Source organism: Bacillus sp. FSL R5-0447, assembly GCF_038606125.1.
Taxonomy (GTDB): domain Bacteria; phylum Bacillota; class Bacilli; order Bacillales; family Bacillaceae; genus Bacillus; species Bacillus velezensis.
Map to the genome: position 1 here is coordinate 2782616 of NZ_CP152012.1, position 24583 is coordinate 2807198.

Consider the following 24583-nt stretch of genomic DNA (forward strand, 5'->3'; position numbering starts at 1 on the left):
TATCCTAAATTGAGTTCGGCAAATAGTAAAGAGGAAGCTTTAAGGACAGCTTCCTCATTTATAATAAACGCCTGATTCACAAGCTCCCGGGTCTGCTTGTAAAAAGGCGATAATCACAAGAACAGAAAACGTTACCATCACTTCTAGATTTTTCAAAACAATTCCAGTATACTTAGGGAAGTCAGGAGGGATGAAATTGAATGATTTTGAAAAAAACGTTCAAAGCAAACGAAATGATGCTGTTGACTCAGCTGTCGGTTTTGTCGTGTCCTTCGGATTTTTCGCCTTTTTGTTCGTGATGGCAACAGCCATCCATCTTATCGGCTCTTAGCCGCATTCCGGGCTGCTGTCAATCGGCAGTCTTTTTTACTTCTTGCGCCCTGGTTTCTTCTATATCATATGGAGGGAAGACGGAAAACGTTCCGGCGCCTTTTTTAAATCTGTATTGAATCGTTCCGCTGACATCGGTGCGAAGCACATTGACAGAGTACGCCTTCAAACGATCCAGCACTTCTTCATGCGGATGATGGTATCGATTCTCTTTTCCTGCTGAAATCAGTGCTGCTTCCGGCTGAAGCTGTTTCAAAAAGGCTTCACTCGTTGAGCTTTTGCTGCCGTGATGACCCGCCTTCAATATATCAGCCTTCAGATTCGGATACGTTTTCAGCACTTCCGTTTCGCCGTCCGATTCTAAATCTCCCGTCAAAAGCCAGCTCACTCCGTCAAAAACCGTCCAAAGCACCAGTGACGAATCATTTTTACTCCTTCCGTCAGACGACTCCGGAGACAGCACCTGAAACTGAAGATCCCCGGCTGTAATGGTGTCGCCCCGCTTTGCTTCGGCAACGGGAATGTTGTTTTCTTTCGCCATATTTAATATGTTCTGATCTTTCGGTTCTTTTACGAATCCTACGGGGACAATTAACCGTTTGACTCTATGATTTTTGATTAACACTCCGGCTTCCCCGATGTGATCTTGATCCGCATGGGTTAAAATCAGCGCATCCAGCTTTTTCACCCCTTTTCCGTTTAAAAATGGAATCAAAACCTTCTCGCCGATAGAATACGGGTGGCGTTTTTCTTTCCATGATTCTCCGGGATAAGCAATCACTCCCCCTGTATCAACCATTACGGTCCCTTTGCGGTGCGGCGCGCTTATAAACAGTGAGTCTCCCTGCCCGATATCAAGCATATCCGCTTCTCCCCATGGACTGAAATACGGACGGCATATTAAATAAGCCAAAACCGCGCAGAAAAAAAGAGCCGATTTCCTGAGTTTTAAAAAACCTCCCTTTTCCAAAGCCGCAAAAAGCGTAAAAACGGAAACCGCAAGCAGAAGAAGGGAAACAAAGTCAGGCTTTGACACAATCATAGTAAATAAATCAACGGATGCCGCATATGTAATGAAATCATGCACAGGCTTCATCACAAGGTCAAACATACCAAACAAACATTCTCCCATCTGCCTTGAGAGTAAAAGAAGAAGGAAACCGATGACAGAAACCGGAATGACAAATAACGTATAAAAAGGCACCATCACCATATTCATCGGAAAACTGACAAGTGAAATCTGCTGAAAATGATAGAGAAGAAACGGAAGTGAGCTGAGCTCCGCAATGAATGAAGCCATCGCAAGCCCGGCAAGTCTGCTTTCCCCTGCTTTCTTTAAAATGGAGGATGACAGAATTAAAGAGGCGCTTACCGCAAAGGAAAGCTGGAAGCCCGCCTGCCAAAGGAAGTAAGGATTAAACAGCAGAAGCAGCAGATAAGACAAGGACAATGCAGCAGAGGAATGAATGCCGCGTTTAACAAGAGTTCCGGCGATATAAAATCCCAGCATGAGGGATGCGCGCAATACGGATGGGGCGGCACCGCTCAGCAGCGTATACACCGGCAAAAACAGCAGCAGCAGAATTCCCGCCTTTTCTCTTGTCAGCCCGATTCTGATCAGAGCATAAAATAATCCCGCCGTAATAAGACCGACATGCATTCCGGAAATCGCCATTAAATGAACGACTCCCAAATTTTGATATGCACTCAGTATATCGTCCTCTATAGAAAATCTTTCACCTAAGGTCAGCGCTTCAACAATTCCGGCGGAAGATTCAGGCACGTGATTCCGAATGATCGAAATCAAATTTTTTCTGATGTTCAGCAGTTTAAACAGCGGCTGTTTGGATTTTTCACACTGCTCAATGGAAGTCACGGAAAATAACCAGTGAATCTGCTGAGAGTAAAGATATTCCTTATAATCAAAACCTCCGGGAACCGTCGCATGTGCAGGCTGTTCCAGAGAGCCTGTAAACGTGCAGCGCATCCCCGGTTCAAGCTGTTCAATGAGTCTTTTTTCCTCAAGAGAACGGATTTTGTACGAAGCCGCCCACTTTTCCTTGTCATGTGTACGGATAACGGCTGACATTTTCGCTCCGTCAACCTTCGGAATATTAGTAATGACGGCCTGTTCAGTATAACTGCCGGCCTGATAGCGCGTTACATTCGCAGCGTCACAAACCGTATAAAGAAAGAAATAAACACAAAAAGAAACGAGGCAGACGATAACCGGAGCATGGTGCTTTGTTTTTACAATAATAAAGAGAAGATACAGAAGAAAAAGGAGCAGAACCCAGAAGACATGAGCAGCGGCAATTCCCGCAGTTGCAGAAACCGCCGCCAGAGGCAGAAGAAGGTATTTATATTTCATTTATACGTAACTGGTAAACAGCTCATTGGCCTGTTCATGAATTTTTTTCAGTTCATCTGCCTTAACTCCCGCATCAGATAATTGCTGAATCAGACCTGCTACAAAAGACAATTTTTCGCGGTTTTTCAGATCGATGATCATTTCATCAAGTTCGACCTGCTCCACCTTGACTCCGGCTTGGCTGAACAGCTCTTTTGCATAAGGCTGTGTTTTGTAATCTTCGGCATAATAGACCGTTTTGATGCCTGCCTGGATAATTGATTTGCAGCATTGAATACAAGGATAATGCGTCACATAAATTTCGGCGCCCTCCGTCGGAACACCGAACTTAGAACATTGCAGAATCGCATTCATCTCTGCATGTATGGTCCTCTGGCAATGATTATCTATTAAAAGGCATCCTTCATCAGCGCAATGGACGCCGCCGGCGATTGAGCCGTTGTATCCGCCGGCAATCATCCGCTTGTCTCTGACTACGGTTGCCCCGACTGACAGTCTCGGACATGTGCTTCTCAGCGCCAGCAAATGGCTTTGCGCCATAAAATATTGATTCCATGAGATTCGTTCCACAAGTGTTCCCTCCAAAAAGTCTTGTTGCTTTTCTAAGTTTACATAGATTTAAGCAGAACCGTCAATTCACTTTACCGTAATGGAAGTTTTTATCCGCTCAAATGACTTTTCTCCAAAGCCTGATACATTCATCAAATCTTCAGCAGTCTGAAACCGTCCGTTTTCTTCTCGGTAGGCGATAATCGCTTCCGCTTTTTTCTGCCCCACCCCGGAAATCGCCTGAAGTTCGTCCAGAGATGCCGTATTGATATTGACAGCTGCATTCTCCTTTTCACCCGCCGCTGTTTTCGGGCGATTCTCCTCTTCGCCTTCACTCGGAATATAAACCATCGTCCCGTCCTGCAGCTGCTCTGCTAAATTAACATTCAATTCATCCGCCTTTTTCTTCAGGCCGCCGGCTTTTTCAATGGCTTGCGTCACTCTGTCTCCCGCTTTCATTTCATACACGCCGGGATTTCGGACCGCACCTTTCACATCAATCATAATCTTATCGGCTGCGGTGTCTTTTTTGTCCGCAACGGATGCTGAGGCTGTTTGGCCGAGCACGGACTGCTGTTTGACCGGCTCTTCCTTTTCAGAACGAAACAGCCAAATGCAGATAAAAACCGCCCCTGCCGCAAGACAAGCGCCCAGAATTTTCAGGTTCCGCCGCAGCCGCTCCGTCATCATCGCTTTCGTCATATTGCATTGCCTCCCCGCATAAGGTTTAGAGGATTAAGGGAAAAAGGAGGGGAATTCATTGAAAATAGGCTTTATCGGCACCGGAAACATGGGAACGATCCTGATTGAATCGTTTATCGAATCAAACGCTGCCGATCCCTCACATATCACCATCACAAACAGAACAATCGAAAAAGCATTAAAACTAAAAGAACGTTTCAGCGGCATCCATGTCACCGAGGATCAGGAAAAGCTCGTACAGGATAATGAAATAATATTCATTTGTGTAAAACCGCTGGATATATATCCTTTGCTGAAAAAACTCACACCGCATTTACGGAAAGACCACATTTTAATCTCCATTACCAGCCCCGTTCAGACGGATCAGATTGAACATACGGTTCCGTGTCAGACGGCCCGCGTCATTCCGAGCATTACGAACCGCGCCTTGGCCGGCGTCTCGCTTGTTACGTTCGGCAAAAGCTGCAGCGAGTCTGCAAAAGCGGATATTCAAACGCTGTTCACTCGTATTTCAAAACCTGTAGAAATCAGCAGCGGCATTACAAGAGCGGCGTCAGACATTGTCAGCTGCGGGCCCGCTTTTATGAGTTATCTCGTTCAGCGCTTTATTGACGCGGCAGTGGAAGAAACGGACATCACCAAAGAAGAAGCCGTGATTATGTCGACGGAAATGCTTGTCGGTCTCGGAAAGCTTCTGGAAACAGGGCATTACACACTTCCCGCCTTGCAGGAAAAAGTATGCGTAAAAGGCGGCGTCACCGGAGAAGGACTGAAGGCTCTCGAAAGCGGTGTTCAGGATATGTTCAACCGTGTCTTTCAGCGTACACATAACAAATACGATGAAGATATATCGTTAGTGAAGAAGCAATTTCACGTGTAACTGAGTATGCCATAAAGTGCTTTATCGCGCCAATCGCAAAAAATGCATTTTAAAAACCATCGTTCCGTTTAAACGATGGTTTTTGGTTTGCCTGCCGTAAAGAAAAGACGTTCAGACTCTGTTGAAGGAGGCCGGTCTGTAAAATCGGCCGTCACTTTCTTCAGTTCAAATCCGGTCTCTGCAAGCATTTGTTCATATTCTTCAATGTAAAATGTTTTTTGCTCATGCGTCTCGTCATAACGGTCATAAGATTGTCCGTTCCATACAAAAAAGGACATATCATGGATGACAGAAAGCTCTTCATCGCCGGCAAAGCTTTGCCAGATATAGCTGATCTGCTCATCCTGATCCGCATGGGTGCTGTCCGGAAAAAGCTCCGTCATTTTAAATGGGGAATGGACGTCAAACAGAAGCAGGCCGCCCTCCTTCAAAACTTGAAAAACACTTTTGAAGGTGCTTAAGACATCATTTTTCGTTTTTAAGTAATTTAGGGAATCACAGCAGATGACAACGGCATCAAACTGTTCTTCAAAACCGGAAAGCTCTCTCATATCCTGTTGGAGAAAAAGAATCGGCTTTCCCGTTTTTTTCTGCTGGGCACAGCTCAGCATATCTTCACTCAAATCAATCCCCGTGACTTCGCAGCCTTTTTCAGCAAGCCTGATGGATATTTCTCCGGTTCCGCAGGCAAGATCAAGCACCCTTCCCTTTTCCGGAAGAGACGCTTCGATCCAGCCCGCCCATTCATCATACGGCGCATGTGACATTAACTCGTCATATACGCCGGCGAAGCCTTGGTAAATCATGAGTTCAAGCCGAGTTCAAGCTCTGCGAGCGGTGCGTCGCCCCATAGCTTTTCAAGATTGTAGTAGCTTCTTTCATCTTTATGGAAAACGTGGACAATGACGTCGCCGAGATCAACTAAAATCCAGCGGGCCTCATCAAACCCTTCCATCTTTTTGACATCAATGCCGTTTTCTTCTGCCTGATCTTTAATTTCACGCGCAATTGCCTGAACCTGCTTATCAGAATTCCCGTGGCAGATTAAAAAGTAATCCGCTATAAGTGAGATTCCTTCCATGTCCAGCGCTAAAATATCTTCTGCACGTTTATCGTCGCATGCTTTTGCCGCGATTTTTAATACGGAAGCTTGATTCATTCTTTAAATTCCTCCTGTCAATTTTGAGACACCAGCCAATTATAGGTTGCAAACGTCTCCGGAAAGACCGGCTGGTTTTTTTTCATCAGAAATATCATTGTATTTTTCATTGCTTGTATGAGCGCTTCGTTCAGATCTGTTTCCGCCAGACGGCGCACCTCTTCCACTCCGGGGAAATGGCGTCCGGGTTCAATGTAATCCGCAACGTAAATGACTTTGTCTAAAAGGGTCATTCCGGGACGCCCTGACGTGTGATAGCGGATTGCATCCAAGATCTCAGGATCAGTGATCCCCGCTTCTTTCTCAGCCAAATACGCTCCCACAGGGGCATGCCACAGCTCGGCATTGTAATCCAAGAGCTCAGCCGGCATTTTTTCCCGCACGATGATCTGCTTCATTTCTTCTTTCGGCCGGAATTTCGCATAATCATGAAAAATAGCCGCCATTTCCGCTTTTTTCGGGTCTGCTCCGAACCGGCCTGCGAGAATAACCGCCGTATCTGTCACGCCGATTGTGTGGATGTAGCGATGCTCGGTCAGCTGCTCTTTGACGCAGGCAAGTGCTTCCTCACGATTCATATAAATCATTCTCCTCTATATACTGCCTCACTTTATCCGGCATTAAGTATTGCGTCGGCTTTTTTGCTTTGAGACGTTCTCTCAGCATCGTTGACGAAACGTCAAATTCCGGAACGTCGGCAAAAAGCAGCGGGTACGGGGTCTCAATATGATACCCCGGGCGCCGCACTCCGATAAATTGAATGAGCGTGAGAAGTTCGTCCAGTTTGTACCATTTCGGCAGATATTCAATCATATCCGCCCCGATAATAAAGAAAAGCTTGTCGTTCGGGTGCCGCTCCTTCAGTAAACGGACGGTATCATAGGTATAAGAAGGGCCTTTCCGGTCCATTTCCGCAAGCTCAAGCTTAAAGCCGGAATTAGAGCTGATGGCAAGCTTCAGCATCTCCACCCGGTGCCGGCTGTCTGTAAAGTCTTCATTCTGCTTATGCGGAGGGATTTTATTGGGCATAAACCAAATCTCATCGAGCTCCGCCTGATGAAGGACTTCATTAGCCATCAGAAGATGTCCGTTGTGCGGAGGGTCAAATGTGCCCCCGAATATTCCGATTTTCTTCATGTCAACCACCTTACGGAAGCTCGATTTGTTTATTTTCCTTTGATTCCTTATACAATACGATCGTATTTCCGATCGTCTGCACCAATTGTGAGCGGCTGCCTTTCACAAGGGCTTCTGCGACATCATTTTTATCGTCTTCGCAGTTTTGAAGCACGCTGACTTTAATCAGCTCTCTTGCTTCTAAAGCCTCGGCAATCTGTTTCACCATGTTTTCGTTGACTCCGCCTTTTCCCACTTGAAAAATAGGCGTTAAATGATGCGCTTTTGAACGCAAAAACCGTTTTTGTTTTCCTGTTAACATTGTGTTCCTCCTAGTTTTCCTTCAACAATTGCTCTCATTAAGCCGCTGTCAGGCTCTTGTCCCGTCCACAGCTTGAAAGACAGTGCGGCCTGTTCCACAAACATGCCGACACCGTCAAGGGTTGTTAAACCTCTTTTTTCAGCTTCTTTTAAGAACGCCGTTTGAATCGGGTTGTATACGATATCACAAACGATGGCGCCCGTTTTGGCCCGTTCCAATGAGAGCGGCACGGCATCCGTTTTCGGATACATGCCGACAGATGTTGTATGAATAATGACGTCATATTGTTCAAGCTGATTTTCAGCTTCTTTTAAAGTAAGGGCGCGTTTCTGCTGAAAAGAGGGAGCAGCCGCAATCAGGCTTTCTGCTTTTTCCGGCGTGCGGTTGCAAACGTCAAATTGTTTCGGCTGTCTGCGGACGATCGTCGTAAAAATCGCTCTCGCCGCTCCTCCCGCCCCAATCATAAGGATGGAGAGCTCTGATATCGGTTTGTCCAATACTTTGACTAAGGATTTATAAAACCCATCTCCGTCAGTATTATACCCGATGAGCCTGTCTCCCTCTCTTTTGACGGTATTTACGGCCCCGAGTACTTTCGCGCTTTCATGTATTTCATCCAGATGCTCCATGATCGCGACTTTATGCGGGACTGTGACGTTCACTCCGCAGATGCCAAGCGCCTTGATTCCGTTAACGGCGTCCTTGAGATGATGAGGTTCCACCTGAAACGCAAAATACTGCCCGTTGATGTTCTTATCTTGCAAAGCCGCGTTATGAATATCGGGTGACATTGAATGTCCGATCGGATTTCCGATTACTCCGTACAATTGTTTCATGCTCCCTCTCCCCTTCTCTCTATATTAATGAACGGCGGACAAATACGTGTACGCCTTTCGGAGCGTATGCCGTTATTTTTTTATCTGCTTGCTGCACCGTGACCCAGCCGAGACCGGAAAAAACGATATCCGTCTTTCCTTCTTTAATCGAAAACGTATGGGGTGTAAGCTCCGGAAATTCATCCAAATGATCTTTTCCGGGCGGGGTAAGCAGTTCTCCCGCATGCTTTTCGTATAAGGCATCAGCATTTTCAAGCTTTGTTCTGTGAATCATCAATTCATTCGGCATATAGCAGACAAACGCCGTTTTATCGCCTGATACATAGTCAAACCGGGCAAGCCCGCCGAAATAAAGCGTTTGTTTTTCATTCAGCTGAAAAGTGCGCGGCTTCAGTTCTTTTTTCGGTGTCAGCACCTTTAAGTCACGCTTGTCCACGTAATGCGCCATCTGGTGATGGTTAATGATTCCCGGCGTATCATAAAGCGCAGATCCGTCATCGAGCGGGATTTCAATCGCGTCAAGCGTCGTACCCGGAAATTGAGAGGTGGTAATAATATTCTCTTCCCCTGAGACCTCTTTAATAATCCGGTTGATAAATGTGGATTTGCCGACATTGGTACAGCCCACCACATACACATCGCGCCCTTCGCGGTAATGTTCAATGGCGTCAATGACTTCTTTCATCCCTTGTCCGCGGGAAGCGCTGATTAAAAAGACATCAAGGGGTTTTAAGCCGTATTCTTTCGCTTCGCGTTTCATCCATTGAACGAGCCGTTCCCGTTTTACGGATTTCGGCAGGATATCGGCCTTATTACCGACAAGAATGATCGGATTACCGCCGACAAAGCGGTTCAGCCCGTTTATCCAGCTTCCGTTAAAATCAAAAATATCAACGACTTTGACAATAAGAGAGTCAGTATCGCCGATTGTGTGCAAGATATTTAAAAAGTCATCATCCGTTAATGAAACATCTTGAATTTCATTATAATTTTTCAGTCTGAAGCAGCGCTGGCAGATGACATTCTCTTTCGTGAGCGATGCCTTTGGCGCGTATCCGAGACCTTGTTTATCCTCGGTCTGGATCGTTACTCCGCAGCCGATGCAAACAACCTTTTCCATTTCTAATCCTCCCACTGAATATGGCCTTTACGTTTCAAAGAACTCAATATTCTCCGTTCAATCCGGCGGTTAAAGCGCGTCATGACTCCGTCAGAGGAAGCGACAGGCACGACGAGGATCGTATGATACCCGTTTCTGTTTCCGCCGAGAACATCAGTAAGCAGCTGATCGCCGATGACCACACAGTCTTCTTTTTTCAGATCCATGCTGCTGACGGCTCTTTTAAAGGCGCGCCCCATCGGCTTTCTTGCCTTATAAATAAACGGTATGCCAAGCGGCTCCGAGAATAATTTCACTCTTCGTTCATTATTATTGGAGACGATCGTGACTTTAATGCCGTGCTCCTTCATTTCTTCAAACCACTCGATTAATCGAGGTGTCGCACTCGGTCTGTCCCACTCCACAAGCGTGTTGTCAAGGTCTGTAATAATCCCTTTCACATTGCGTTCTTTGAGCTTTTCCGGTGTGATATGAAATATATTTTTCACAAATTCGTCAGGTAAAAAAAACTTTTTTAACAAAACCCGCACCCTTCCTTTTCTTTCTATCATCTATATGTCGAAACCTGTCAGATTTAAAAACAAAGTCGGACTCAGTAAAAAAATTTCGACAAAAATTGGGTTTCTTCACCAGTTGTGGATAAAATTACACACATTATCCACTCTTATTACATCCGGATTTATCCAGATTATAAACAAGATACTAACAAGTTATCCACTTACGAGTGTGGATAACAGAACGATTGTTCTTATTTGTATTTCATGGTAGATTAAAGATAACCTCACCATGATTGAAACGCAACCTTCCATCATATGCTTGCGTCTGATGATTGATTACAATTGTAAGGAGGTGCCACTCCCATTAATTGGGTCCCCGGCATGAGAAAGCTTTCTGATGAATTACTAATAGAATCTTATTTCAAAGCCAATGAAATGAATTTGAGCCGTGAATTTATCGAGTTAATTGAAAACGAAATCAAAAGAAGATCGCTCGGACACATTATTTCCGTTTCTTCTTAAACAGAAAAAAGTTCCCGGGCGAATTTCCTTTTTTTACTCAGATGACTGATATTATATCACTTCGGTTATGCGCATTACTACCACTTTCAACAAAAAACACCCCTAAAATAGAGGTGTTTAAGAGGACGGCTGCTATATATTGAACCAATACAGACCGCCCAGGACGAGAATGACGACGAGCAGCACAACAAAAAATGCGTACCAGTACCCCGCATTCACCCGAGGAGGCGGGCATACAGGATATTGCGGAGGGAAACCGCGGTTCATAGCAATCGCCTCCAAAGAGATGTTTTTCTACAGCCTATGAAGCAGAAGCAAAACGGTTTAGGCAGCTGACGGCGTCAGCGTTCCAAAACCCGCCCATTTTTTATGCCTTCAATTAAGATTCTGGCGCCTTTTGGCGTCATATGATTTCCGGAGGGATCTATCAGTCCGGATTGGATCAGCGCCCGGTCTGTATCTTTGCCGCCGTCCGCGCGTATAAAGTGTTTCCAGTTATCCACCAGCGGCACTTTCAACTCAGCTGCAACCTGCCTCGTAACGCCGTTATAGGAATTATGCCATTTTCTCGCGCCGCCTTTTTCTTTAAAGGCTGAGGCTTTATATCTCGAATAGTAATAGAGATGATGCGTTCCGTTTCCTTCTATAACCGGGATGCACGTCATTAAAATCGGCTTTATGCCGTGATCTCTGCTTTCGTTTATGAAATAAGACAGGTTTTCTTTAAAACGTTTCTTTGATACCCGCGGCTGATCGCCCGTCAAAATGCCCGCATCATTTGTTCCGAACATGATAAATAAATATTGGGGCTTACGGTCCAGCACGTCGCTTTGAAAGCGCAGGCGCGCATCCTCAGTCGTCTGGCCGCCTATTCCCGCATTTATAACCGTAAGACGGCCGCGTTCCGCTGTTTTTAAAATGTTTACCCACTGCTGCGCCTTCGGATAATCACGATAATCCCAGTTGGAACCGCGCGTATTGCTGTCGCCGAACGCGACAACACTTTTTTCTTTGCCCGCGGCGCATCCTGATAACAGACAGATTATCGTAATAAAAAGAACAGCAAACTTCATTTTCTCTCCCCCCAAACCTTACCTCCTATGGTACACATCTCTTTGGCGGCTTTCAACGCGGCGCTCTCTTTACTGAATATGAAAAGGACCGGAATCCTGTCCGATCAAATCCGAAACCTTAACAAACGTGTAGCCCTGCTTTTTCAGCTTGGGAATGATTTCTTTCAAAGCCTCAACCGTCTGGCGCCGGTTTCCTCCGCCATCATGCAGAAGAACGATATCTCCATCTCTGGCATGTGAAACAACGTGCCTGACGATTTTTCCTTTCCCGGGCCTTTTCCAGTCTCTCGGGTCTTGGTTCCATGACCACATGATGATATGATAGCCCTCTTTTAAGATGCTTTTGAAAGCCGTACGATTCAGCGACCCTCCCGGCGGGCGGAATAACTTGTCCCCTTCCGGCTGAAGCGATGTGATATGATGCGCGGAGCTGTGAAGCTCTTGTAAAATGTCTTTGCGTTTCAGTCGGTGAAAATAAACATGGTTCATCGTATGGTTGCCGATTTCATGCCCTTCTTCAACGATGCGTTTTGCCGTTATGGGGTATTTGTCTATACGGCTCCCGACACAAAAAAAGGTTGCTTTAACATTGTGCTGTTTCAGCACGTCTAACACAGCCTCCGTATAGACAGGATGGGGGCCGTCATCGAAGGTTAAAGATAGTTTCTTTTTTTCAGACCTTATATCCCAGTACACGTTTCCCGTCTTCTCCATGTCACTTCTTTTTAAAGATTTCGCATCGGCGGACACGGCAGTGAGACTCGTGAGGACGCATATCATGATGATCAGATGAAAGCATCTCAACGTTTACACCTCCAGTAAACACTACTGTTAACGTGTCCCCTTTTATAAAAATCATTCTCTGCATCAAATGATGCACATCACCCGCTTCCCGCTTGTTTTTGTCCAAACCCGGGTGCCAGCCGTTTCTCATCAAACGGCAAATGCTGATAAATCAAATACGCTTATCGGACAGCTTATTTTAATAGAAGGAGATAGATTTGTGCTGTATACTAATTGACAAGAGGTGAACGTGCAGATGATAAAAAAGGGATTCAGTCTTGCCGTCATCATTGCTGTCGTGATGATCGGCTTTATGCAAAAAGACGTCTGGCTCAGCATGATTCGCGCGGGCGGCATGTACGCCGTGCTTATGAGTATCCTTCTGGTCGCAGCTGACGTATTTTTTCCGATTGTTCCATTCGCCATTATCGCGGCCTTAAACGGAGCGGTTTTCGGGATTGTAAACGGGGTGTGGATTACATTGTCAGGCGCGATGCTCGGAACAATGGCATTGTTTTTTCTCGTCCGGTACGGATTCAGAGACTGGGCCAGAAAAAAGCTGCTGGCTTACCCGGCAGCGGCCCAATATGAAGATTCATTTCATCAGCACGCGTTTACGGCGGTGCTTTTCGGGCGGCTGATTCCGATTATACCGTCGCTTGCCATGAATACCGTCTGCGGGCTGAGTAATATCCGATGGCCGATCTTTTTTTCTGCGTCGGTGCTCGGCAAAATTCCGAACATTGTGATCGTGACCGTCGCAGGCGCTTCATTTACAAGCAACAAACTGCTGTCTTTCGGGATTTACGGAATGTATATGCTCGTCTTAATGGCGGTCATTTATAAGAAGTTTCCCGGCCTTTTAAAAACAACGAAAAAATGAAGCGCGTACCGCCCCCTATTCCGGCGGTACGGCTCCTCTCATTCTGAGAACTTTTCCGTTACATTCTGAACCGATCACTTCCATGTTTTTCTTTCTGTAAAATGACAGAGCCGCTTCATTGCCCGGCGAAACTCTCAGGTGATATTCCGAAACACCGTTCGCTCTGAAAAACTGATTCGCGTATTGATACAGTTTTGTTCCGCACCCCCTTCCCCTCTGCTGCTCAGTCATATAGTAAAGGTACATATAACCGGTTTTTTGGCTGCGGTAAAATTTGATGGAAGCTTCAAGCTGTCCGATCGGCTGCCCGTTATGAAGAAGCAGCTTAAAATTGTCGGGTGAGTATTTGATTTGGGATGACAGCCACCTGAGATATTCATCCTTATTAAAATGATCCGCCGTGCCAAAGCTGACGAAAAACGAATCCTCACGAAATGAAACGGCCGTCTCTTTATGTTTGTTTACATTGATCCGCTTGAAATACATCGGGAGTCCTCCTTTTTGAGGCCGCAAATAAGAACGAGCATAAAACGGCTGCCAACGCCAGCATAACAGCAGCCCCTGCGATGACGATGCCGCGGACGGAAGAACTGACAGCCGCCGCTCCGAAAACCGCCGTTACCACTATAATGAAGACGGCTTCGACTAATGAATAAAAGCTCCCCACTCTCCCCATGATGTCCACCGGAACATTCTTTTGATAAAACGTCAGAAAGCCTGTATTGGCAAACGCCAGAAAAAAAGCGAGAAGGAAAAATCCGAAAGCAGCCGTCCAAAAAACGTCAGAAAACGCATAAATCATATATCCGGCCGCTGTGAATAAAGAGCCCATTCCCATCAATAAAGAAGCCGGCATTTTTTTATTAAAGAACACATTGACAAGCGCCCCCGCAATAATGCCTGCCCCTGAGACACTGACGAGAAAACCGTAATCGGCATCAGTCAGCTGAAGAACCTCTTTTGCAAAAGCGGCTTCAAGCGAATCAAGCGCGGATGGCATAACGGTCATGACCAGACTGAATAAAAAATAAATGATCATGATGTTTCGCGCCGTGCGGCTGAAGCGATAGACGAGCTTCCAATCTTCTTTGTACACTGCCAAAGAAAGCTTCTGTGCGGGAGAATGTACGTGGGGCTCATTTTCAAGGTTCGGCAGCATCATCGTAATGAAACCGGACAGCACTAAAGCCGCCGCATTCACCCAAATCGCAAAAATCGGCGTGCCGGCGATAAAAAGCAGCCCGGCCGCAGCCGGCCCGAGGAGAAAAGCCCCTGATTCCGACAAAGCCCTTAGTGAATTGAATCGTTTTCTCCTTTCAGACGGAATAAGCATCGTCACATACGCCATGGAACACGGACGAAACATCGCATTGGCCATTTGAATCAAAAAAACGATACAATAAACGGAAAATAAAGACCGTACAGTAAACATCAGCGGCAGAACGGCAATGAATGCAGCCCTGATGAAATCAAGCGACATCATCATATTTCGTTTGTTACACCGGTCGATGATGCTGCCCGCCCACCCATTTGTCATCAAAACAGCCGCAGGCCTGATTAAATAAAGGATGGAAACCGCAAAAGCAGACCCCGTTTCTTTTAAGACAATAAGATTAAGAGACAAAAAATAGATCCATTCACCAATATTTGCTATCCCGATTCCGGTTAACAGAAGCAACGGGTACCGCCAAGACTTCAGGTTTTTCATCTTATCCCTCCCTTAGAAATAAAAAACGCCCTCAAGACAATAAAGTCTTGAGGACGGGAAACAGCCCGCTATGCCACCTCAATTCGGTTTGGTGCCGGCCTTGCCGGGTACAAAGCTTACTCGGTAACAGGAGTATCCGCCGCATCATCCTCGTGTTTCATGATTCCGATGCGAAGCTAAGAGGTTTGTTTCAACACATCCATTCATACTCCTTCACAGCTCCCGGAGCTCTCTGCCATGAATGATATCTGTCTACTCGTCTCTTCAGCGCTTTTCGGTTATATTGTTTTCACCCTTACTTTTTTTAACAATATACAGGCTCAATCAGCAAAAATCAAGAGGCTGTAAGAAATAAAACCCGTTTTTGATTAATTTCCCTGTACAGACACAAACAGCCCTACCAACACATACAGTTACATATAGGCGATTGCCTACATAACTTTGTGGAGGTGAGGACGGTGACAGGTGTTTTTGCAGCGCTCGGGTTTATTGTGAAAGAACTTGTGTTTTTAGTATCATACGTGAAAAATAATGCCTTTCCACAACCGCTCTCAAATAATGAGGAGAAAAAATACTTAGACCTTATGGCTGAAGGAGATGAACACGCCCGCAACATGCTGATCGAACATAATCTCCGTTTAGTCGCCCATATTGTGAAAAAATTCGAAAACACGGGAGAGGACGCAGAAGATCTGATCTCCATCGGTACAATCGGGCTGATTAAAGGAATTGAAAGCTACTCAGCCGGAAAAGGAACGAAGCTTGCCACATATGCCGCACGATGTATTGAAAATGAGATTTTAATGCATCTGCGCGCATTGAAAAAAACGAAAAAAGACGTCTCCCTTCATGATCCGATCGGCCAGGATAAAGAAGGGAATGAAATAAGCCTGATCGATGTCCTCAAGTCGGAAAGCGAAGATGTGATCGACACCATTCAGCTCAACATGGAACTTGAAAAGGTCAAAAAATATATCGATATTTTAGACGACCGCGAAAAAGAAGTCATCGTCGGCCGCTTCGGGCTTGATTTAAAAAAAGAAAAAACGCAGCGCGAGATCGCAAAGGAGCTCGGCATTTCAAGGAGTTATGTGTCGCGGATTGAAAAACGCGCATTGATGAAGATGTTTCATGAGTTTTATCGGGCGGAGAAGGAGAAGCGGAAGAAGAAGGGAAAGTGAGCGAAAAGCCGGATCTGACATCCCGGCTTTTTCTATTTTATTTTTTCAATCATGACTATAAACAGAATATGCGTAGCGCTCAGTATGAAGGGACAAATATACAAACTGTTTAATCGCGTCAAGGCCTGTGATGAATTCATTTGTGATACGGCCATTTTCAAAATCTATTTTGTAGGTTTGAGAGGTCCCTATGACTTCGCTGTCATCTTCAATATCATCAAATTCAATTTCTGAGGAAAGGGTCATGATAAGATCACTCCTATAACGTTCCTCCATTTATTGATTGAATGAACCATAATAAAAACCGCTCCTAAAGAACGGTTTTAACATATAGGAAGTAATCATTCTAAGAAAAAATTGAAAGGGATTTATTTACTGCTTTTTGAGCATGGATTAAAGTCGTATCAAATAATGGCACTTTTGAATCCTCTGCCTTTACTAAAAGTCCAATTTCAGTGCATCCAAGAATGATTCCTTCTGCTCCTCTATCCACCAAATTATTTATGATCTTCTTATAAATGTTTTTGGAAGACTGTTTAATTTCACCCAGACACAGTTCTTGATAAATAATATTATTTATTAATTCCCTTTCATCATCATCAGGAACAATGACATTAATCGCATGAGACGCAATACGTGATTTATAAAAATCTTGTTCCATTGTATATTTAGTACCAAGCAATCCTACTGAGCGAATGTCTTGTCTAATAATTTGTTCTGCAGTTGCATCGGCAATATGCAAAATAGGTATAGTGATCATTTCTTGGATATATCCAAGAACTTTATGCATAGTATTTGTACATATTACAATAAAATCTGCACCTGCTTTTTCTAATGATCTTGCAACTTGACCTAAAGCTTCACCTGCTTTATCCCAAGCTCCTATGGATTGATAATGTTCAATTTCCTTAAAATCAACACTGTATAAAAGGCATTTTGCCGAGTGAAGCCCTCCTAACTTCTTTTTTATTTCTTCATTGATAATTCGATAATACTCAGCTGAAGATTCCCAACTCATTCCGCCAATAAGACCAATAGTTTTCATAACCCACCTCGGATGAAATTTTCAAAATATTATAGTTATTCTATAGGATAGATTATTTCTTTACAATTATTTATTTTTTCAGGATTATTATCATTAAATTTTATCGAGAATAAAAAATGATTGCCCGCCTTTTAAGGAGACAACCATCAAATTCTCACCCATTTTCAGTTCTTCACCTTCTCCAGAGCGCAACCGTTTAGGAATAATAATCAAATCAGCAGGTATTATTAATTTGTCATTTTCATTAAGCCTTATTTCAATAGATGAAACGGAAATCACTTCAGCCGGCATAATATCCACCGGTGACTCAGATTCAATAAAGTCAGAATATAGAAAAAGAGATGTGACAGTTATGAAAATCATTTTTCTCATTCGTTACTGCATTTTGGTATCAAATGACTTGACTTATAAGTCCTTAACTTGCGTCCTCTCTCAAACGATTCAACGCCGGACGCTCTAAAAAGCTCCTCAGAAAATCCTTCACAGGCATACTTCAGTCCCTGCTTTCTTTATGCAGATCTCGATCTGGCTGAAAGAAAAACTAGTTACTGATTAGTAACTAGTTTTTATCTTAAAAGATTCAAATATTAGGTTTCAGATTTTCTGGTTTAACCATCTCATCAAATTGTTCTTCCGTTAAAATGTAAGTTGCACGCAGTCTTTTTAGCATTAACCCTTCCTTATGAACAAACTTGGAAATTTTCGAATAATATTCATACCCGATAAGGTTCTAATCCCTAAGTTGTAGTATCGATATCCTCTGTGTAATCCATGGGATTAACCTTTTAAGTTCATTAAACTTAACTGTTTTATTAGACAAAGCTTACAGATCGAATTTCATGGCGCCTATCGATTTTACAATTTCCGGATCTTGGTGCGACCCGAAAAGACTTTCTCCTTTATCAAGCGTGGAAATTTTTTCAATATCCTCTAAACTTAACTCAAAATCAAAAATGTCAAAGTTTTCGACAATCCGTTCTTTGCGCACCGATTTTGGAATCGTAACGACTTCACGCTGAACAAGCCAACGCAGCACGACCTGGGCGACGGATTTATTGTGTTTTTCCGCAATGGAAGACAACACGTCGTTGCTGAACATGTTATTGCGTCCTTCAGCGAACGGTGCCCATGACTCGTGTTGAACTCCCTGCTCTTTCATAAAAGCAGCACTTTCTTTTTGCTGGCAGAATGGATGCGTTTCGACTTGATTGACGGCTGGCACGATTTCATTATGCATGATCAGATCCATTAGACGGTCGGGATGGAAGTTACTGACTCCGATTGCCCTGATTTTTCCTTCGCGGTACAGATCCTCCATCGCGCGCCAAGCGCCGTAGTAATCGCCGTATGGCTGATGAATAAGGTATAAATCAAGATAATCCAGCTGCAGCTTATTTAAAGATTTGGAAAATGCCGCCTTGGCTCTTTCATAGCCGGCATCCTGAATCCAGAGCTTGGTCGTAATGAACAGCTCCTCACGCGATACGCCGCTCCGCTTGATTGCACGTCCGACTGCCTCCTCATTTAGGTAACCGGAAGCAGTGTCAATCAGGCGATAACCGGCCATCAGTGCTTCATATACTGCGTTTTCACATTCTTGAGCATCGGGGACTTGGTATACACCGAAACCGATAATTGGCATTTTCACTCCATTGTTTAATGTTACGGTTTGCATTGTAATTCCTCCTATTGTTCAAATGTAGAACGACAAACGGCACGCATCCCGAAAATCGGGCACTGCAGAATGAATTCCGCTGCGGCTGGTTTGCGTTATAATAAGCTTATTATCTTCGTGTAACACGAAGGCAAGCACTTTTTTAAAAAATTTTTAAAGGAGGATTACCCATGCATACAGTCAAAGAAGCAGCGATGATAACCGGACTCACTGAGCATGCGGTGCGCTTTTACACGGATAAAGGCCTGGTGCCGAGCGTACAGCGCAATAAAAACAATATCCGTTTGTTCGATGAAGAATCAATCAACTGGCTGTTTGGCGTCAAATGCCTCAGGCAATCCGGTATGCCGATTGAAGTCATTAAAACGTACGTGAATCTCTGTCTTGAAGGAGATTCGACCATTCCACAACGGTACACACTCATGATGGAGCATAAAGAAGATGCGCTCGCCCAGCTCGAAGAAGCCAAACAGCACATTGCCCATTTGGAACAAAAAACCGCCCTATATCAGGCCATTATGGAGCACCGCTCTTTTGATACAACCAATCCCGCCAACTGGGAAAAAATACAGCATATGCATAGTGACGTATTTTACTCACCCACTGTCCGGTAGATGTGAAAGACATTTATGAACACATCAATCGCTCTTAAACTCCTAAATTAGAATCCATATTGCTAAGTTTGATGACATATTATGAGGGATTAAATTTGTTTATACGGCCATAGGGCTGCAAGTCCTTAAATTTTTTCTTATGGTTACTTTCTATTAATTAGAAAATGATAGAAGTCGCATACAGATGCGACTTCTTGTTCGATGTTGTTTTCAAGTGTGTCATAGGTAATGTTAACTTCAGCAATTACTTCTTTTGTGCTTAAGTTAACTGTACTAATTGATGGAACAGACTTTTGATCCTTAGTCAGCGCAACTCTTAAAATCGTTGGCATGTCTTGAACCATTCGAATAAAAGTTGAAGCTTGAACAGGCTTGCCGTCAAAAGGATCGGCTTCTCGCACGCTTGGTTTTCTGTATTTTCTTTGTTTGAAGGCTCGAAAACTTAGTTGCCATCGCATCCCAGTCATTTTTCCATCCAACATCAGACTTACTGAATTTCTTTTTGTGCTTTTCTACTTGTACCTTTGTCCAGTACACTGTTTTTCGGAAGCCATTTATCAACTCAAAATAAGCTGCATAACCAATCACTACGTCTGAATTCACGCTTTTCAAAATCGATCTCGTCTCCTCAATCAGCGGATTCCACTTCTGCAATTCGCCTTCATGAATCGGTATGCAATTGATAGACTTATATTGGCCTGTTCGCAAAGCAGGCTGTATGTACCCTTTGTACCCAAGCTGGAATTGAGCCTATCCAGGCATAACCCTAAGTTTTTATGTATAGGCAGGTCGAGTGTAGCTGCCACAGGAACGCTTTTCATACATACTAATAAAAAAATAAAACCTAGTTGAAACTTTACAAGACAAGCTGAATTGACTATAGTCTAATTAGACTAAAATATTGATGTAAAGAAGTGAAAAATGAGATGATAAAGTCTTTTTTAATGTTGGGGCAGTCGAATATGGTGGGCCGTGGATTTTTGAATGAAGTAGACCCTATCTATAATGAAAAAATAAAAATGCTGCGCAATGGACAATGGCAGATGATGACAGAGCCGATTAATTACGATCGTCCGGTTTCCGGCGTTGGCCTGGCGGCATCTTTTGCAGATGCATGGTCGAAAGCTCATCCCGATGAAGAAATTGGCTTGATCCCTTGTGCGGAAGGCGGCAGTTCATTGAATGACTGGCATCCGGAAGGCATCCTTTTTCAGCATGCTTTGTCCGAAGCCCGCTTCGCCCTCCGATCCAGTCAAATTTGCGGAATCCTTTGGCATCAAGGTGAGAGTGACAGTTATCGTTCGCTGCATGAAACTTATTACGAGAAATTAACTCTTATCATCGGGACGCTAAGAAACGAGTTGGAATTAGATGAGGTACCGTTGATTATTGGAGGGCTTGGTGACTTTCTTGGGAAGACTGGTTTTGGACAGCACGCGACTGAATTTCGACAGGTTAATGAACAATTGCTGCGTTTTGCTGATCAACAACAGAATTGTTATTTTGTTACTGCAGCAGGTTTGACTGCGAATCCTGATGGCATTCATTTAGACGCAGCTTCACAACGCAAATTCGGTTACCGCTATTTCGAGGCTTTTTCGAAAAAGTACCATATCCTGAAACCTATTTCGGGAGAGGAGCAATCACTGAAAGTGAATGGTGACTATTCTAAAACAGAACAGATTTACCTTCATAGTATGGATTTGGCTTCGGGTAAAATCATGTACGCGGAATTTGAAGCGCGGATGGCGAAGGTGATGAAACCATGATTCCCTTACTTATCCTTGGCTTGCTCATCCAAAACCCCGGAGCTCACGGCTATGAACTTCTGGCCTTAATGGAAAAACGTCATTACAAGTACATCGTTAACTTCACGAAAGGTTCATTTTATTACAATCTGCAGCAACTTGAAGAAAAGTGTTTGATTGAACAGATTCAGCAGAAACCCTCAACCGGCGGGCGTGAAATCCGTAACTTTAAAGTCACAGATTCGGGAAGGGCAGAATTCGAAAAATTAATGATCAAATACGGCACCAAATCGGAATATGTGAACCTGCAATTTTATGGGGCGTTACTCTTTGCTGATGAATTCGACAAAAATAAATTACTGGATCTGATCCAATCACAAATCGATCAGACTAAAACTCGAATCGAGCTCCTTGATGAATACCTGTCCATCACTCAAGAAATTCCCAGCACAATCAATTACTTTCGCCGCATGAATGAAAATTCCCGTTCACATCACTTGGTTAATTTAGAGTGGTTCGAAAAATTGAAAGCAGAAATAGAGTGAACTATTGCATCACAAAAAATGCAATGTTACATATATAGGAATATTAGTTACCTGCATATAAAACCTGTGTCGCAGATATCTCGTAACATCATTGATACAGGTTTTATACCCCTTCTTTAATTAAACCAGTAATGGGGTTGTCAACACTTGCCCCAAACAAGAGCAAGTGAATCTGCTGCGTGTTCTTCTTTTTCAATCCGTATGAATAACCACTTTTTACACCTATTCAGTATTCAAGTAAGTCAACTGATTTTTCTCCATCTTCCGCTGAACTGCTGCTTGCCCTGTTGTTTTAGCTTTATCTGAATCTGTTTTATCTGTAGAAGCAGATTCAGACCCACATGCAGCCAAAGAAAAGCTTAGAGATAATGCACCAATGCCTAACCATTTCTTCAATTTTTCATCAACTGAATTAATCCTATTTTAAGATTTTGTTAAAGTTCAAATCTCCTAAGAAAGTATCTTTAACAAAAGGAAGAAGCTTCTTACATGTAATATGATGTGGTAAAATTTAGATAAGATTAAGTGGGAAGGAGACAGATATGAAAGTATTTGAAGCATCCTCGTTAATCTCAGCAGCGGAAAAGCGAGCAAAAGAATATGATCAGATTAGAGAACAATTTATCAATCTCAGGAAAGCTTTTCAGGGAATGGCTGACTTAGATGACAATGAGTTTTCGGGCAAAGGTGCTGATAACATCAAAGCATTCTTTCAAGATCACGCTAGTGTCACAGACAGCTGGCTTGATCTGATCGATATGAAGATTGCTTTTCTTAACAGTCTTTCTGGAAAAGTAACTGATGCGGGATTGGCCGATTCGTTTGTGGAAGAGTCATTTTTAGAACATGAGTTGATTCATGCGAAGAATAAATCACAAGCCATCATGCAAGAGCAGCGCAATGAAATGAAAGGTATCCTTGATGAAATCAGCGATATCATTCATCTTGATGTTTTCTCTACAGAAGATGTCGATCAAAAGCTTGAGTCAGCAGATAAAAAAAGGAACGATACCATACATAAACTCGGAAAGCTTGATCACGATCTAACGAAAGAATACGCAGAAACCGAGGCAAATGAACATTTCATTCAGGCAGACTTTCAACAGCTCCAAAACGCTACGGGCAAAGGAAAAAACGCCACTCCGCTTCATTATAACGCCAAGGCGTACAGAGAAAGTGACATACATAAGAAAAAAGGCGAGATTGCAAGACACTCAGACGCTTACCTGACAATTAAGAAGGAAGAGGCGAAAGAGCGGGAAATCAAGGATCTGAAGAAAAAACTCGCCGACGGTGTGACCGATCCGGATGAATATTTGGAAATTGCGAAGAAGATCGGCTATGAAAACCTTGAACCTTCCCAGCAGCAATATGTGATTCAGCTTGAACAAGCACAACAGCTCGAAGAAGTTGGTGAAACCACATGGGAAGTCCTGAAAGGAGTTGGAGTCGGTCTCTACGATGTCGCTAAGGATACTGTGACTGGCGTTAAAGATTTAGCTGTCGGGACTTGGGAGTTTTCCCAGCTCTCCGAAGAACAAAAATTAGCCAAAACAATTTCAGCTGTATTGAAGACACCTTCCTATGCAAAAATCATATGGACAAACATAGCGGATTCATGGAATGATAAAATGGTTAACGGAGATGCATACTCACGATCTCATTATATTACCTATGTGGTCGGGAGCCTTGTTGGACTAAAGGGCGTTGGCTCTGCTGTGAAAGTAACAAGCAAACTTGGTAAAGCCGGTGCTGCCAAAGTAGATAAAGTGATTGGAGCTGGAGAAAAAGCAGCTACTAGACATGTAAACAAAGGGATTACCGTAGGGAAAAACTACATAAATTCTTTATCTAGAAATAAAGATGATCTAGCACTTGTAGGTATAGCACAAGATATTGAGAATACGCATAATGTAAAGAATACGTCTATATTAAAAAAAGCAATACAATCCAAACATGATCAATTTGTTAAAGCTGCACCATACACGTACGAAAACAGTGCGGGCAAAACAACGACCATTAACTTAAGAATGGGTCATTTGAAAAATGATGTCCATCCAGTAACAAAAGTTCCCTATGATAAAGACGGATTTCCAATATTCGAATCAAAACATACACTCACACTTGATAAAGCCGACTTTAAAAAAAGTAGAGACCAGCATTTTGACAAATTAAATAAACAATTATATAAGCAGACTGAAGAAGATCCATCATTGATTAAGAAGCTTGATTTGAACGAAGATGATTTACTTGATCTTCAAGATGGAATAACACCAGAGAAATACACATGGCACCACCATCAAACTCCTGGAAAAATGGAGCTAGTAGATCGAGTCATTCATGCTAAAACTGGTCACACTGGCGGATATAAAATTTGGGGAAAAGATGAGAAATAGGAGGTTAATCAATGCAAAGTATTAAATGGAGAAAACGAAGCACTTTTAAAGAGGCGACAAACAGTCAGATCGAAGAGGTAGAAGAAAAATTAAAAATCAAGTTCCCGACAGATTACAGAGAGTTCATTAAAGACCATAATGGATGCTCTCCTATAGATAAAAAGGTTGTTTCATTCCAAAATTCTCGAGAATCAATAAACAATTTACTGAGTATAGGAGATCCAACTCGACCAATTGATCTCCTTAGTACACTTGATAATGTTAAAGATCGGTTAGTTGATAAGATCATACCTTTTGCTACAGATGCAGGGGGAAACCTCTTTTGTTTTGATTATAGATTGTCTTCTCAAGAACCCGTAATTGTTTTTTGGGATCATGAGATCGCTAATGAAGATAAGGGAAGTTCCATTAGCTATGTTTGTGATTCATTTACAGACTTAATGGACAAGCTTGAAGAACAACATTAAGTTTTTTGACTATAGTTCTGAAATTTTCGAACATAACTCTGAGTGTCCTTGGCATTCAAGG

Annotated in this window: 29 protein-coding genes and 7 pseudogenes; 10 read left to right on the forward strand and 26 right to left on the reverse strand. The window is 43.4% G+C overall.

What is annotated here, in order from left to right:
- Positions 1–4: 4 nt before the first annotated feature.
- Positions 5–156: pseudogene (locus NYE68_RS13850) on the reverse strand (hypothetical protein).
- Positions 157–196: 40 nt separating this feature from the next.
- On the opposite strand from NYE68_RS13850, the gene NYE68_RS13855 reads away from it, so the two are divergent.
- Positions 197–331 carry a YqzM family protein gene (locus tag NYE68_RS13855; protein ID WP_003152870.1) on the forward strand — a complete coding sequence of 45 codons (135 nt, stop codon included), beginning with the start codon at positions 197–199 and terminating at the stop codon, positions 329–331.
- 18 nt (positions 332–349) lie between these two features.
- Here NYE68_RS13855 and NYE68_RS13860 read toward each other — a convergent pair whose 3' ends face one another.
- From NYE68_RS13860 to NYE68_RS13870, 3 genes are all read right to left on the reverse strand, one after another.
- Complete coding sequence (locus NYE68_RS13860) at positions 350–2701, reverse strand: DNA internalization-related competence protein ComEC/Rec2 (RefSeq protein WP_324636680.1); 2352 nt, start codon at positions 2699–2701, stop codon at positions 350–352.
- Positions 2702–3271, reverse strand: a complete 570-nt coding sequence (locus tag NYE68_RS13865) for a ComE operon protein 2 (protein WP_003152868.1) — start codon at positions 3269–3271, stop codon at positions 2702–2704.
- A 66-nt stretch (positions 3272–3337) separates the two neighbouring features.
- Positions 3338–3952, reverse strand: coding sequence for a helix-hairpin-helix domain-containing protein (locus NYE68_RS13870; protein WP_053573180.1), 615 nt, complete (start codon positions 3950–3952; stop codon positions 3338–3340).
- A gap of 58 nt (positions 3953–4010) precedes the next feature.
- Here NYE68_RS13870 and comER point away from each other — a divergent pair, with 58 nt between their 5' ends.
- Positions 4011–4832 (forward strand): late competence protein ComER, encoded by an 822-nt coding sequence (comER, locus tag NYE68_RS13875; RefSeq protein ID WP_015417855.1) that lies wholly within the window; start codon positions 4011–4013, stop codon positions 4830–4832.
- 68 nt (positions 4833–4900) lie between these two features.
- Here the strand turns inward: comER and NYE68_RS13880 are convergent, their stop codons facing one another.
- From NYE68_RS13880 to NYE68_RS13915, 8 genes are read right to left on the reverse strand one after another with little or no spacing between them, the layout of a single operon-like run.
- Positions 4901–5638, reverse strand: a complete 738-nt coding sequence (locus NYE68_RS13880; protein ID WP_015417856.1) for a class I SAM-dependent methyltransferase — start codon at positions 5636–5638, stop codon at positions 4901–4903.
- Positions 5635–5991 (reverse strand): ribosome silencing factor, encoded by a 357-nt coding sequence (rsfS, locus tag NYE68_RS13885; RefSeq protein WP_007408260.1) that lies wholly within the window; start codon positions 5989–5991, stop codon positions 5635–5637. Before rsfS ends, NYE68_RS13880 begins: the two co-directional genes overlap by 4 nt.
- Before the next feature lie 17 nt (positions 5992–6008).
- On the reverse strand, positions 6009–6569 hold the full coding sequence (gene yqeK / locus NYE68_RS13890; protein WP_014418422.1) for a bis(5'-nucleosyl)-tetraphosphatase (symmetrical) YqeK: 561 nt from the start codon (positions 6567–6569) through the stop codon (positions 6009–6011).
- The gene (locus tag NYE68_RS13895; RefSeq protein WP_007408258.1) at positions 6559–7128 is read right to left on the reverse strand and encodes a nicotinate-nucleotide adenylyltransferase; all 570 of its coding nucleotides are present in this window, start codon (positions 7126–7128) and stop codon (positions 6559–6561) included. The genes yqeK and NYE68_RS13895 overlap by 11 nt, the downstream gene beginning before the upstream one ends.
- Before the next feature lie 10 nt (positions 7129–7138).
- Complete coding sequence (gene yhbY, locus NYE68_RS13900) at positions 7139–7429, reverse strand: ribosome assembly RNA-binding protein YhbY (RefSeq protein WP_003152858.1); 291 nt, start codon at positions 7427–7429, stop codon at positions 7139–7141.
- A complete protein-coding gene (gene aroE / locus NYE68_RS13905; RefSeq protein WP_324636675.1) occupies positions 7423–8265 on the reverse strand; it encodes a shikimate dehydrogenase in 843 nt (280 codons plus the stop codon). The genes yhbY and aroE overlap by 7 nt, the downstream gene beginning before the upstream one ends.
- Positions 8266–8284: 19 nt before the next feature.
- On the reverse strand, positions 8285–9385 hold the full coding sequence (yqeH, locus tag NYE68_RS13910; RefSeq protein ID WP_033574151.1) for a ribosome biogenesis GTPase YqeH: 1101 nt from the start codon (positions 9383–9385) through the stop codon (positions 8285–8287).
- A gap of 2 nt (positions 9386–9387) precedes the next feature.
- The gene (locus tag NYE68_RS13915; RefSeq protein WP_007408254.1) at positions 9388–9906 is read right to left on the reverse strand and encodes a YqeG family HAD IIIA-type phosphatase; all 519 of its coding nucleotides are present in this window, start codon (positions 9904–9906) and stop codon (positions 9388–9390) included.
- Positions 9907–10263: 357 nt separating this feature from the next.
- Here NYE68_RS13915 and NYE68_RS13920 point away from each other — a divergent pair, with 357 nt between their 5' ends.
- Positions 10264–10404, forward strand: a complete 141-nt coding sequence (locus NYE68_RS13920; protein ID WP_003152850.1) for a sporulation histidine kinase inhibitor Sda — start codon at positions 10264–10266, stop codon at positions 10402–10404.
- Between the two features lie 132 nt (positions 10405–10536).
- Here the strand turns inward: NYE68_RS13920 and NYE68_RS13925 are convergent, their stop codons facing one another.
- From NYE68_RS13925 to NYE68_RS13935, 3 genes are all read right to left on the reverse strand, one after another.
- The gene (locus NYE68_RS13925; protein ID WP_003152848.1) at positions 10537–10671 is read right to left on the reverse strand and encodes a hypothetical protein; all 135 of its coding nucleotides are present in this window, start codon (positions 10669–10671) and stop codon (positions 10537–10539) included.
- 74 nt (positions 10672–10745) lie between these two features.
- Positions 10746–11477, reverse strand: a complete 732-nt coding sequence (locus NYE68_RS13930; protein ID WP_031378930.1) for an SGNH/GDSL hydrolase family protein — start codon at positions 11475–11477, stop codon at positions 10746–10748.
- A 69-nt stretch (positions 11478–11546) separates the two neighbouring features.
- A complete protein-coding gene (locus NYE68_RS13935; protein WP_053573179.1) occupies positions 11547–12281 on the reverse strand; it encodes a polysaccharide deacetylase family protein in 735 nt (244 codons plus the stop codon).
- A gap of 235 nt (positions 12282–12516) precedes the next feature.
- Between NYE68_RS13935 and NYE68_RS13940 the strand changes: the two genes are divergently transcribed.
- Positions 12517–13143: a TVP38/TMEM64 family protein gene (locus tag NYE68_RS13940; RefSeq protein ID WP_012118035.1), complete on the forward strand. Its 627-nt coding sequence runs from the start codon at positions 12517–12519 to the stop codon at positions 13141–13143.
- Between the two features lie 15 nt (positions 13144–13158).
- Here NYE68_RS13940 and NYE68_RS13945 read toward each other — a convergent pair whose 3' ends face one another.
- Together NYE68_RS13945 and NYE68_RS13950 are read right to left on the reverse strand one after the other, a co-directional pair.
- Positions 13159–13629 (reverse strand): GNAT family N-acetyltransferase, encoded by a 471-nt coding sequence (locus NYE68_RS13945; protein WP_324636669.1) that lies wholly within the window; start codon positions 13627–13629, stop codon positions 13159–13161.
- Entirely contained in the window at positions 13595–14851 is a 1257-nt protein-coding gene (locus NYE68_RS13950) for an MFS transporter (protein WP_324636666.1), read from the reverse strand. Before NYE68_RS13950 ends, NYE68_RS13945 begins: the two co-directional genes overlap by 35 nt.
- Before the next feature lie 458 nt (positions 14852–15309).
- Here NYE68_RS13950 and sigK point away from each other — a divergent pair, with 458 nt between their 5' ends.
- A complete protein-coding gene (sigK, locus tag NYE68_RS13955; protein WP_007408248.1) occupies positions 15310–16032 on the forward strand; it encodes an RNA polymerase sporulation sigma factor SigK in 723 nt (240 codons plus the stop codon).
- Positions 16033–16080: 48 nt separating this feature from the next.
- Here the strand turns inward: sigK and NYE68_RS13960 are convergent.
- The 6 genes and pseudogenes from NYE68_RS13960 to NYE68_RS13985 all read right to left on the reverse strand — a co-directional run.
- Positions 16081–16278, reverse strand: a pseudogene (locus NYE68_RS13960) (DUF2634 domain-containing protein); the annotation flags it as partial.
- A 100-nt stretch (positions 16279–16378) separates the two neighbouring features.
- Complete coding sequence (locus NYE68_RS13965; protein ID WP_015417864.1) at positions 16379–17077, reverse strand: aspartate/glutamate racemase family protein; 699 nt, start codon at positions 17075–17077, stop codon at positions 16379–16381.
- A gap of 93 nt (positions 17078–17170) precedes the next feature.
- Positions 17171–17440, reverse strand: a complete 270-nt coding sequence (locus NYE68_RS13970) for a DUF2577 family protein (protein WP_094032320.1) — start codon at positions 17438–17440, stop codon at positions 17171–17173.
- Between the two features lie 55 nt (positions 17441–17495).
- A pseudogene (locus NYE68_RS13975) lies at positions 17496–17608 on the reverse strand (recombinase); the annotation flags it as partial.
- Between the two features lie 49 nt (positions 17609–17657).
- Positions 17658–17801, reverse strand: a pseudogene (locus tag NYE68_RS13980) (class II fumarate hydratase); the annotation flags it as partial.
- Positions 17802–17900: 99 nt separating this feature from the next.
- Positions 17901–18752, reverse strand: a complete 852-nt coding sequence (locus tag NYE68_RS13985) for an aldo/keto reductase (protein WP_015417866.1) — start codon at positions 18750–18752, stop codon at positions 17901–17903.
- 170 nt (positions 18753–18922) lie between these two features.
- On the opposite strand from NYE68_RS13985, the gene NYE68_RS13990 reads away from it, so the two are divergent.
- A complete protein-coding gene (locus tag NYE68_RS13990) occupies positions 18923–19366 on the forward strand; it encodes a MerR family transcriptional regulator (RefSeq protein ID WP_015417867.1) in 444 nt (147 codons plus the stop codon).
- A 191-nt stretch (positions 19367–19557) separates the two neighbouring features.
- On the opposite strand, the pseudogene NYE68_RS13995 reads toward NYE68_RS13990, so the two are convergent.
- A pseudogene (locus NYE68_RS13995) lies at positions 19558–19737 on the reverse strand (phage major capsid protein); the annotation flags it as partial.
- Positions 19732–20172 (reverse strand): annotated as a pseudogene (locus tag NYE68_RS14000) (recombinase RecT); the annotation flags it as partial. The pseudogenes NYE68_RS13995 and NYE68_RS14000, both read right to left, overlap by 6 nt.
- Before the next feature lie 120 nt (positions 20173–20292).
- Between NYE68_RS14000 and NYE68_RS14005 the strand changes: the two are divergent.
- Both NYE68_RS14005 and NYE68_RS14010 read left to right on the forward strand, forming a co-directional pair.
- Entirely contained in the window at positions 20293–21135 is an 843-nt protein-coding gene (locus NYE68_RS14005; protein WP_324636958.1) for a sialate O-acetylesterase, read from the forward strand.
- Positions 21132–21659 carry a PadR family transcriptional regulator gene (locus NYE68_RS14010; RefSeq protein WP_099566964.1) on the forward strand — a complete coding sequence of 176 codons (528 nt, stop codon included), beginning with the start codon at positions 21132–21134 and terminating at the stop codon, positions 21657–21659. The genes NYE68_RS14005 and NYE68_RS14010 overlap by 4 nt, the downstream gene beginning before the upstream one ends.
- Before the next feature lie 279 nt (positions 21660–21938).
- On the opposite strand, the pseudogene NYE68_RS14015 reads toward NYE68_RS14010, so the two are convergent.
- A pseudogene (locus NYE68_RS14015) lies at positions 21939–22055 on the reverse strand (endonuclease); the annotation flags it as partial.
- 146 nt (positions 22056–22201) lie between these two features.
- Here NYE68_RS14015 and NYE68_RS14020 point away from each other — a divergent pair.
- Entirely contained in the window at positions 22202–24055 is a 1854-nt protein-coding gene (locus NYE68_RS14020) for a T7SS effector LXG polymorphic toxin (RefSeq protein ID WP_015417871.1), read from the forward strand.
- Positions 24056–24066: 11 nt separating this feature from the next.
- Entirely contained in the window at positions 24067–24522 is a 456-nt protein-coding gene (locus tag NYE68_RS14025) for an SMI1/KNR4 family protein (RefSeq protein ID WP_003152829.1), read from the forward strand.
- Positions 24523–24583: the final 61 nt, after the last annotated feature.

Bases quoted from the DNA above. Each gene is read 5' to 3' on its own strand.
- NYE68_RS13860 (WP_324636680.1), bottom strand. From the start codon at position 2,701: ATGAAATATAAATACCTTCTTCTGCCTCTGGCGGCGGTTTCTGCAACT.
- NYE68_RS13870 (WP_053573180.1), bottom strand. From the start codon at position 3,952: ATGACGAAAGCGATGATGACGGAGCGGCTGCGGCGGAACCTGAAAATT.
- NYE68_RS13880 (WP_015417856.1), bottom strand. From the start codon at position 5,638: ATGATTTACCAAGGCTTCGCCGGCGTATATGACGAGTTAATGTCACAT.
- rsfS (WP_007408260.1), bottom strand. From the start codon at position 5,991: ATGAATCAAGCTTCCGTATTAAAAATCGCGGCAAAAGCATGCGACGAT.
- yqeK (WP_014418422.1), bottom strand. From the start codon at position 6,569: ATGAATCGTGAGGAAGCACTTGCCTGCGTCAAAGAGCAGCTGACCGAG.
- NYE68_RS13895 (WP_007408258.1), bottom strand. From the start codon at position 7,128: ATGAAGAAAATCGGAATATTCGGGGGCACATTTGACCCTCCGCACAAC.
- yhbY (WP_003152858.1), bottom strand. From the start codon at position 7,429: ATGTTAACAGGAAAACAAAAACGGTTTTTGCGTTCAAAAGCGCATCAT.
- aroE (WP_324636675.1), bottom strand. From the start codon at position 8,265: ATGAAACAATTGTACGGAGTAATCGGAAATCCGATCGGACATTCAATG.
- yqeH (WP_033574151.1), bottom strand. From the start codon at position 9,385: ATGGAAAAGGTTGTTTGCATCGGCTGCGGAGTAACGATCCAGACCGAG.
- NYE68_RS13920 (WP_003152850.1), top strand. From the start codon at position 10,264: ATGAGAAAGCTTTCTGATGAATTACTAATAGAATCTTATTTCAAAGCC.
- NYE68_RS13925 (WP_003152848.1), bottom strand. From the start codon at position 10,671: ATGAACCGCGGTTTCCCTCCGCAATATCCTGTATGCCCGCCTCCTCGG.
- NYE68_RS13930 (WP_031378930.1), bottom strand. From the start codon at position 11,477: ATGAAGTTTGCTGTTCTTTTTATTACGATAATCTGTCTGTTATCAGGA.
- NYE68_RS13940 (WP_012118035.1), top strand. From the start codon at position 12,517: ATGATAAAAAAGGGATTCAGTCTTGCCGTCATCATTGCTGTCGTGATG.
- NYE68_RS13945 (WP_324636669.1), bottom strand. From the start codon at position 13,629: ATGTATTTCAAGCGGATCAATGTAAACAAACATAAAGAGACGGCCGTT.
- NYE68_RS13950 (WP_324636666.1), bottom strand. From the start codon at position 14,851: ATGAAAAACCTGAAGTCTTGGCGGTACCCGTTGCTTCTGTTAACCGGA.
- NYE68_RS13965 (WP_015417864.1), bottom strand. From the start codon at position 17,077: ATGAAAACTATTGGTCTTATTGGCGGAATGAGTTGGGAATCTTCAGCT.
- NYE68_RS13970 (WP_094032320.1), bottom strand. From the start codon at position 17,440: ATGATTTTCATAACTGTCACATCTCTTTTTCTATATTCTGACTTTATT.
- NYE68_RS13985 (WP_015417866.1), bottom strand. From the start codon at position 18,752: ATGCAAACCGTAACATTAAACAATGGAGTGAAAATGCCAATTATCGGT.
- NYE68_RS13990 (WP_015417867.1), top strand. From the start codon at position 18,923: ATGCATACAGTCAAAGAAGCAGCGATGATAACCGGACTCACTGAGCAT.
- NYE68_RS14005 (WP_324636958.1), top strand. From the start codon at position 20,293: ATGATAAAGTCTTTTTTAATGTTGGGGCAGTCGAATATGGTGGGCCGT.
- NYE68_RS14010 (WP_099566964.1), top strand. From the start codon at position 21,132: ATGATTCCCTTACTTATCCTTGGCTTGCTCATCCAAAACCCCGGAGCT.
- NYE68_RS14020 (WP_015417871.1), top strand. From the start codon at position 22,202: ATGAAAGTATTTGAAGCATCCTCGTTAATCTCAGCAGCGGAAAAGCGA.
- NYE68_RS14025 (WP_003152829.1), top strand. From the start codon at position 24,067: ATGCAAAGTATTAAATGGAGAAAACGAAGCACTTTTAAAGAGGCGACA.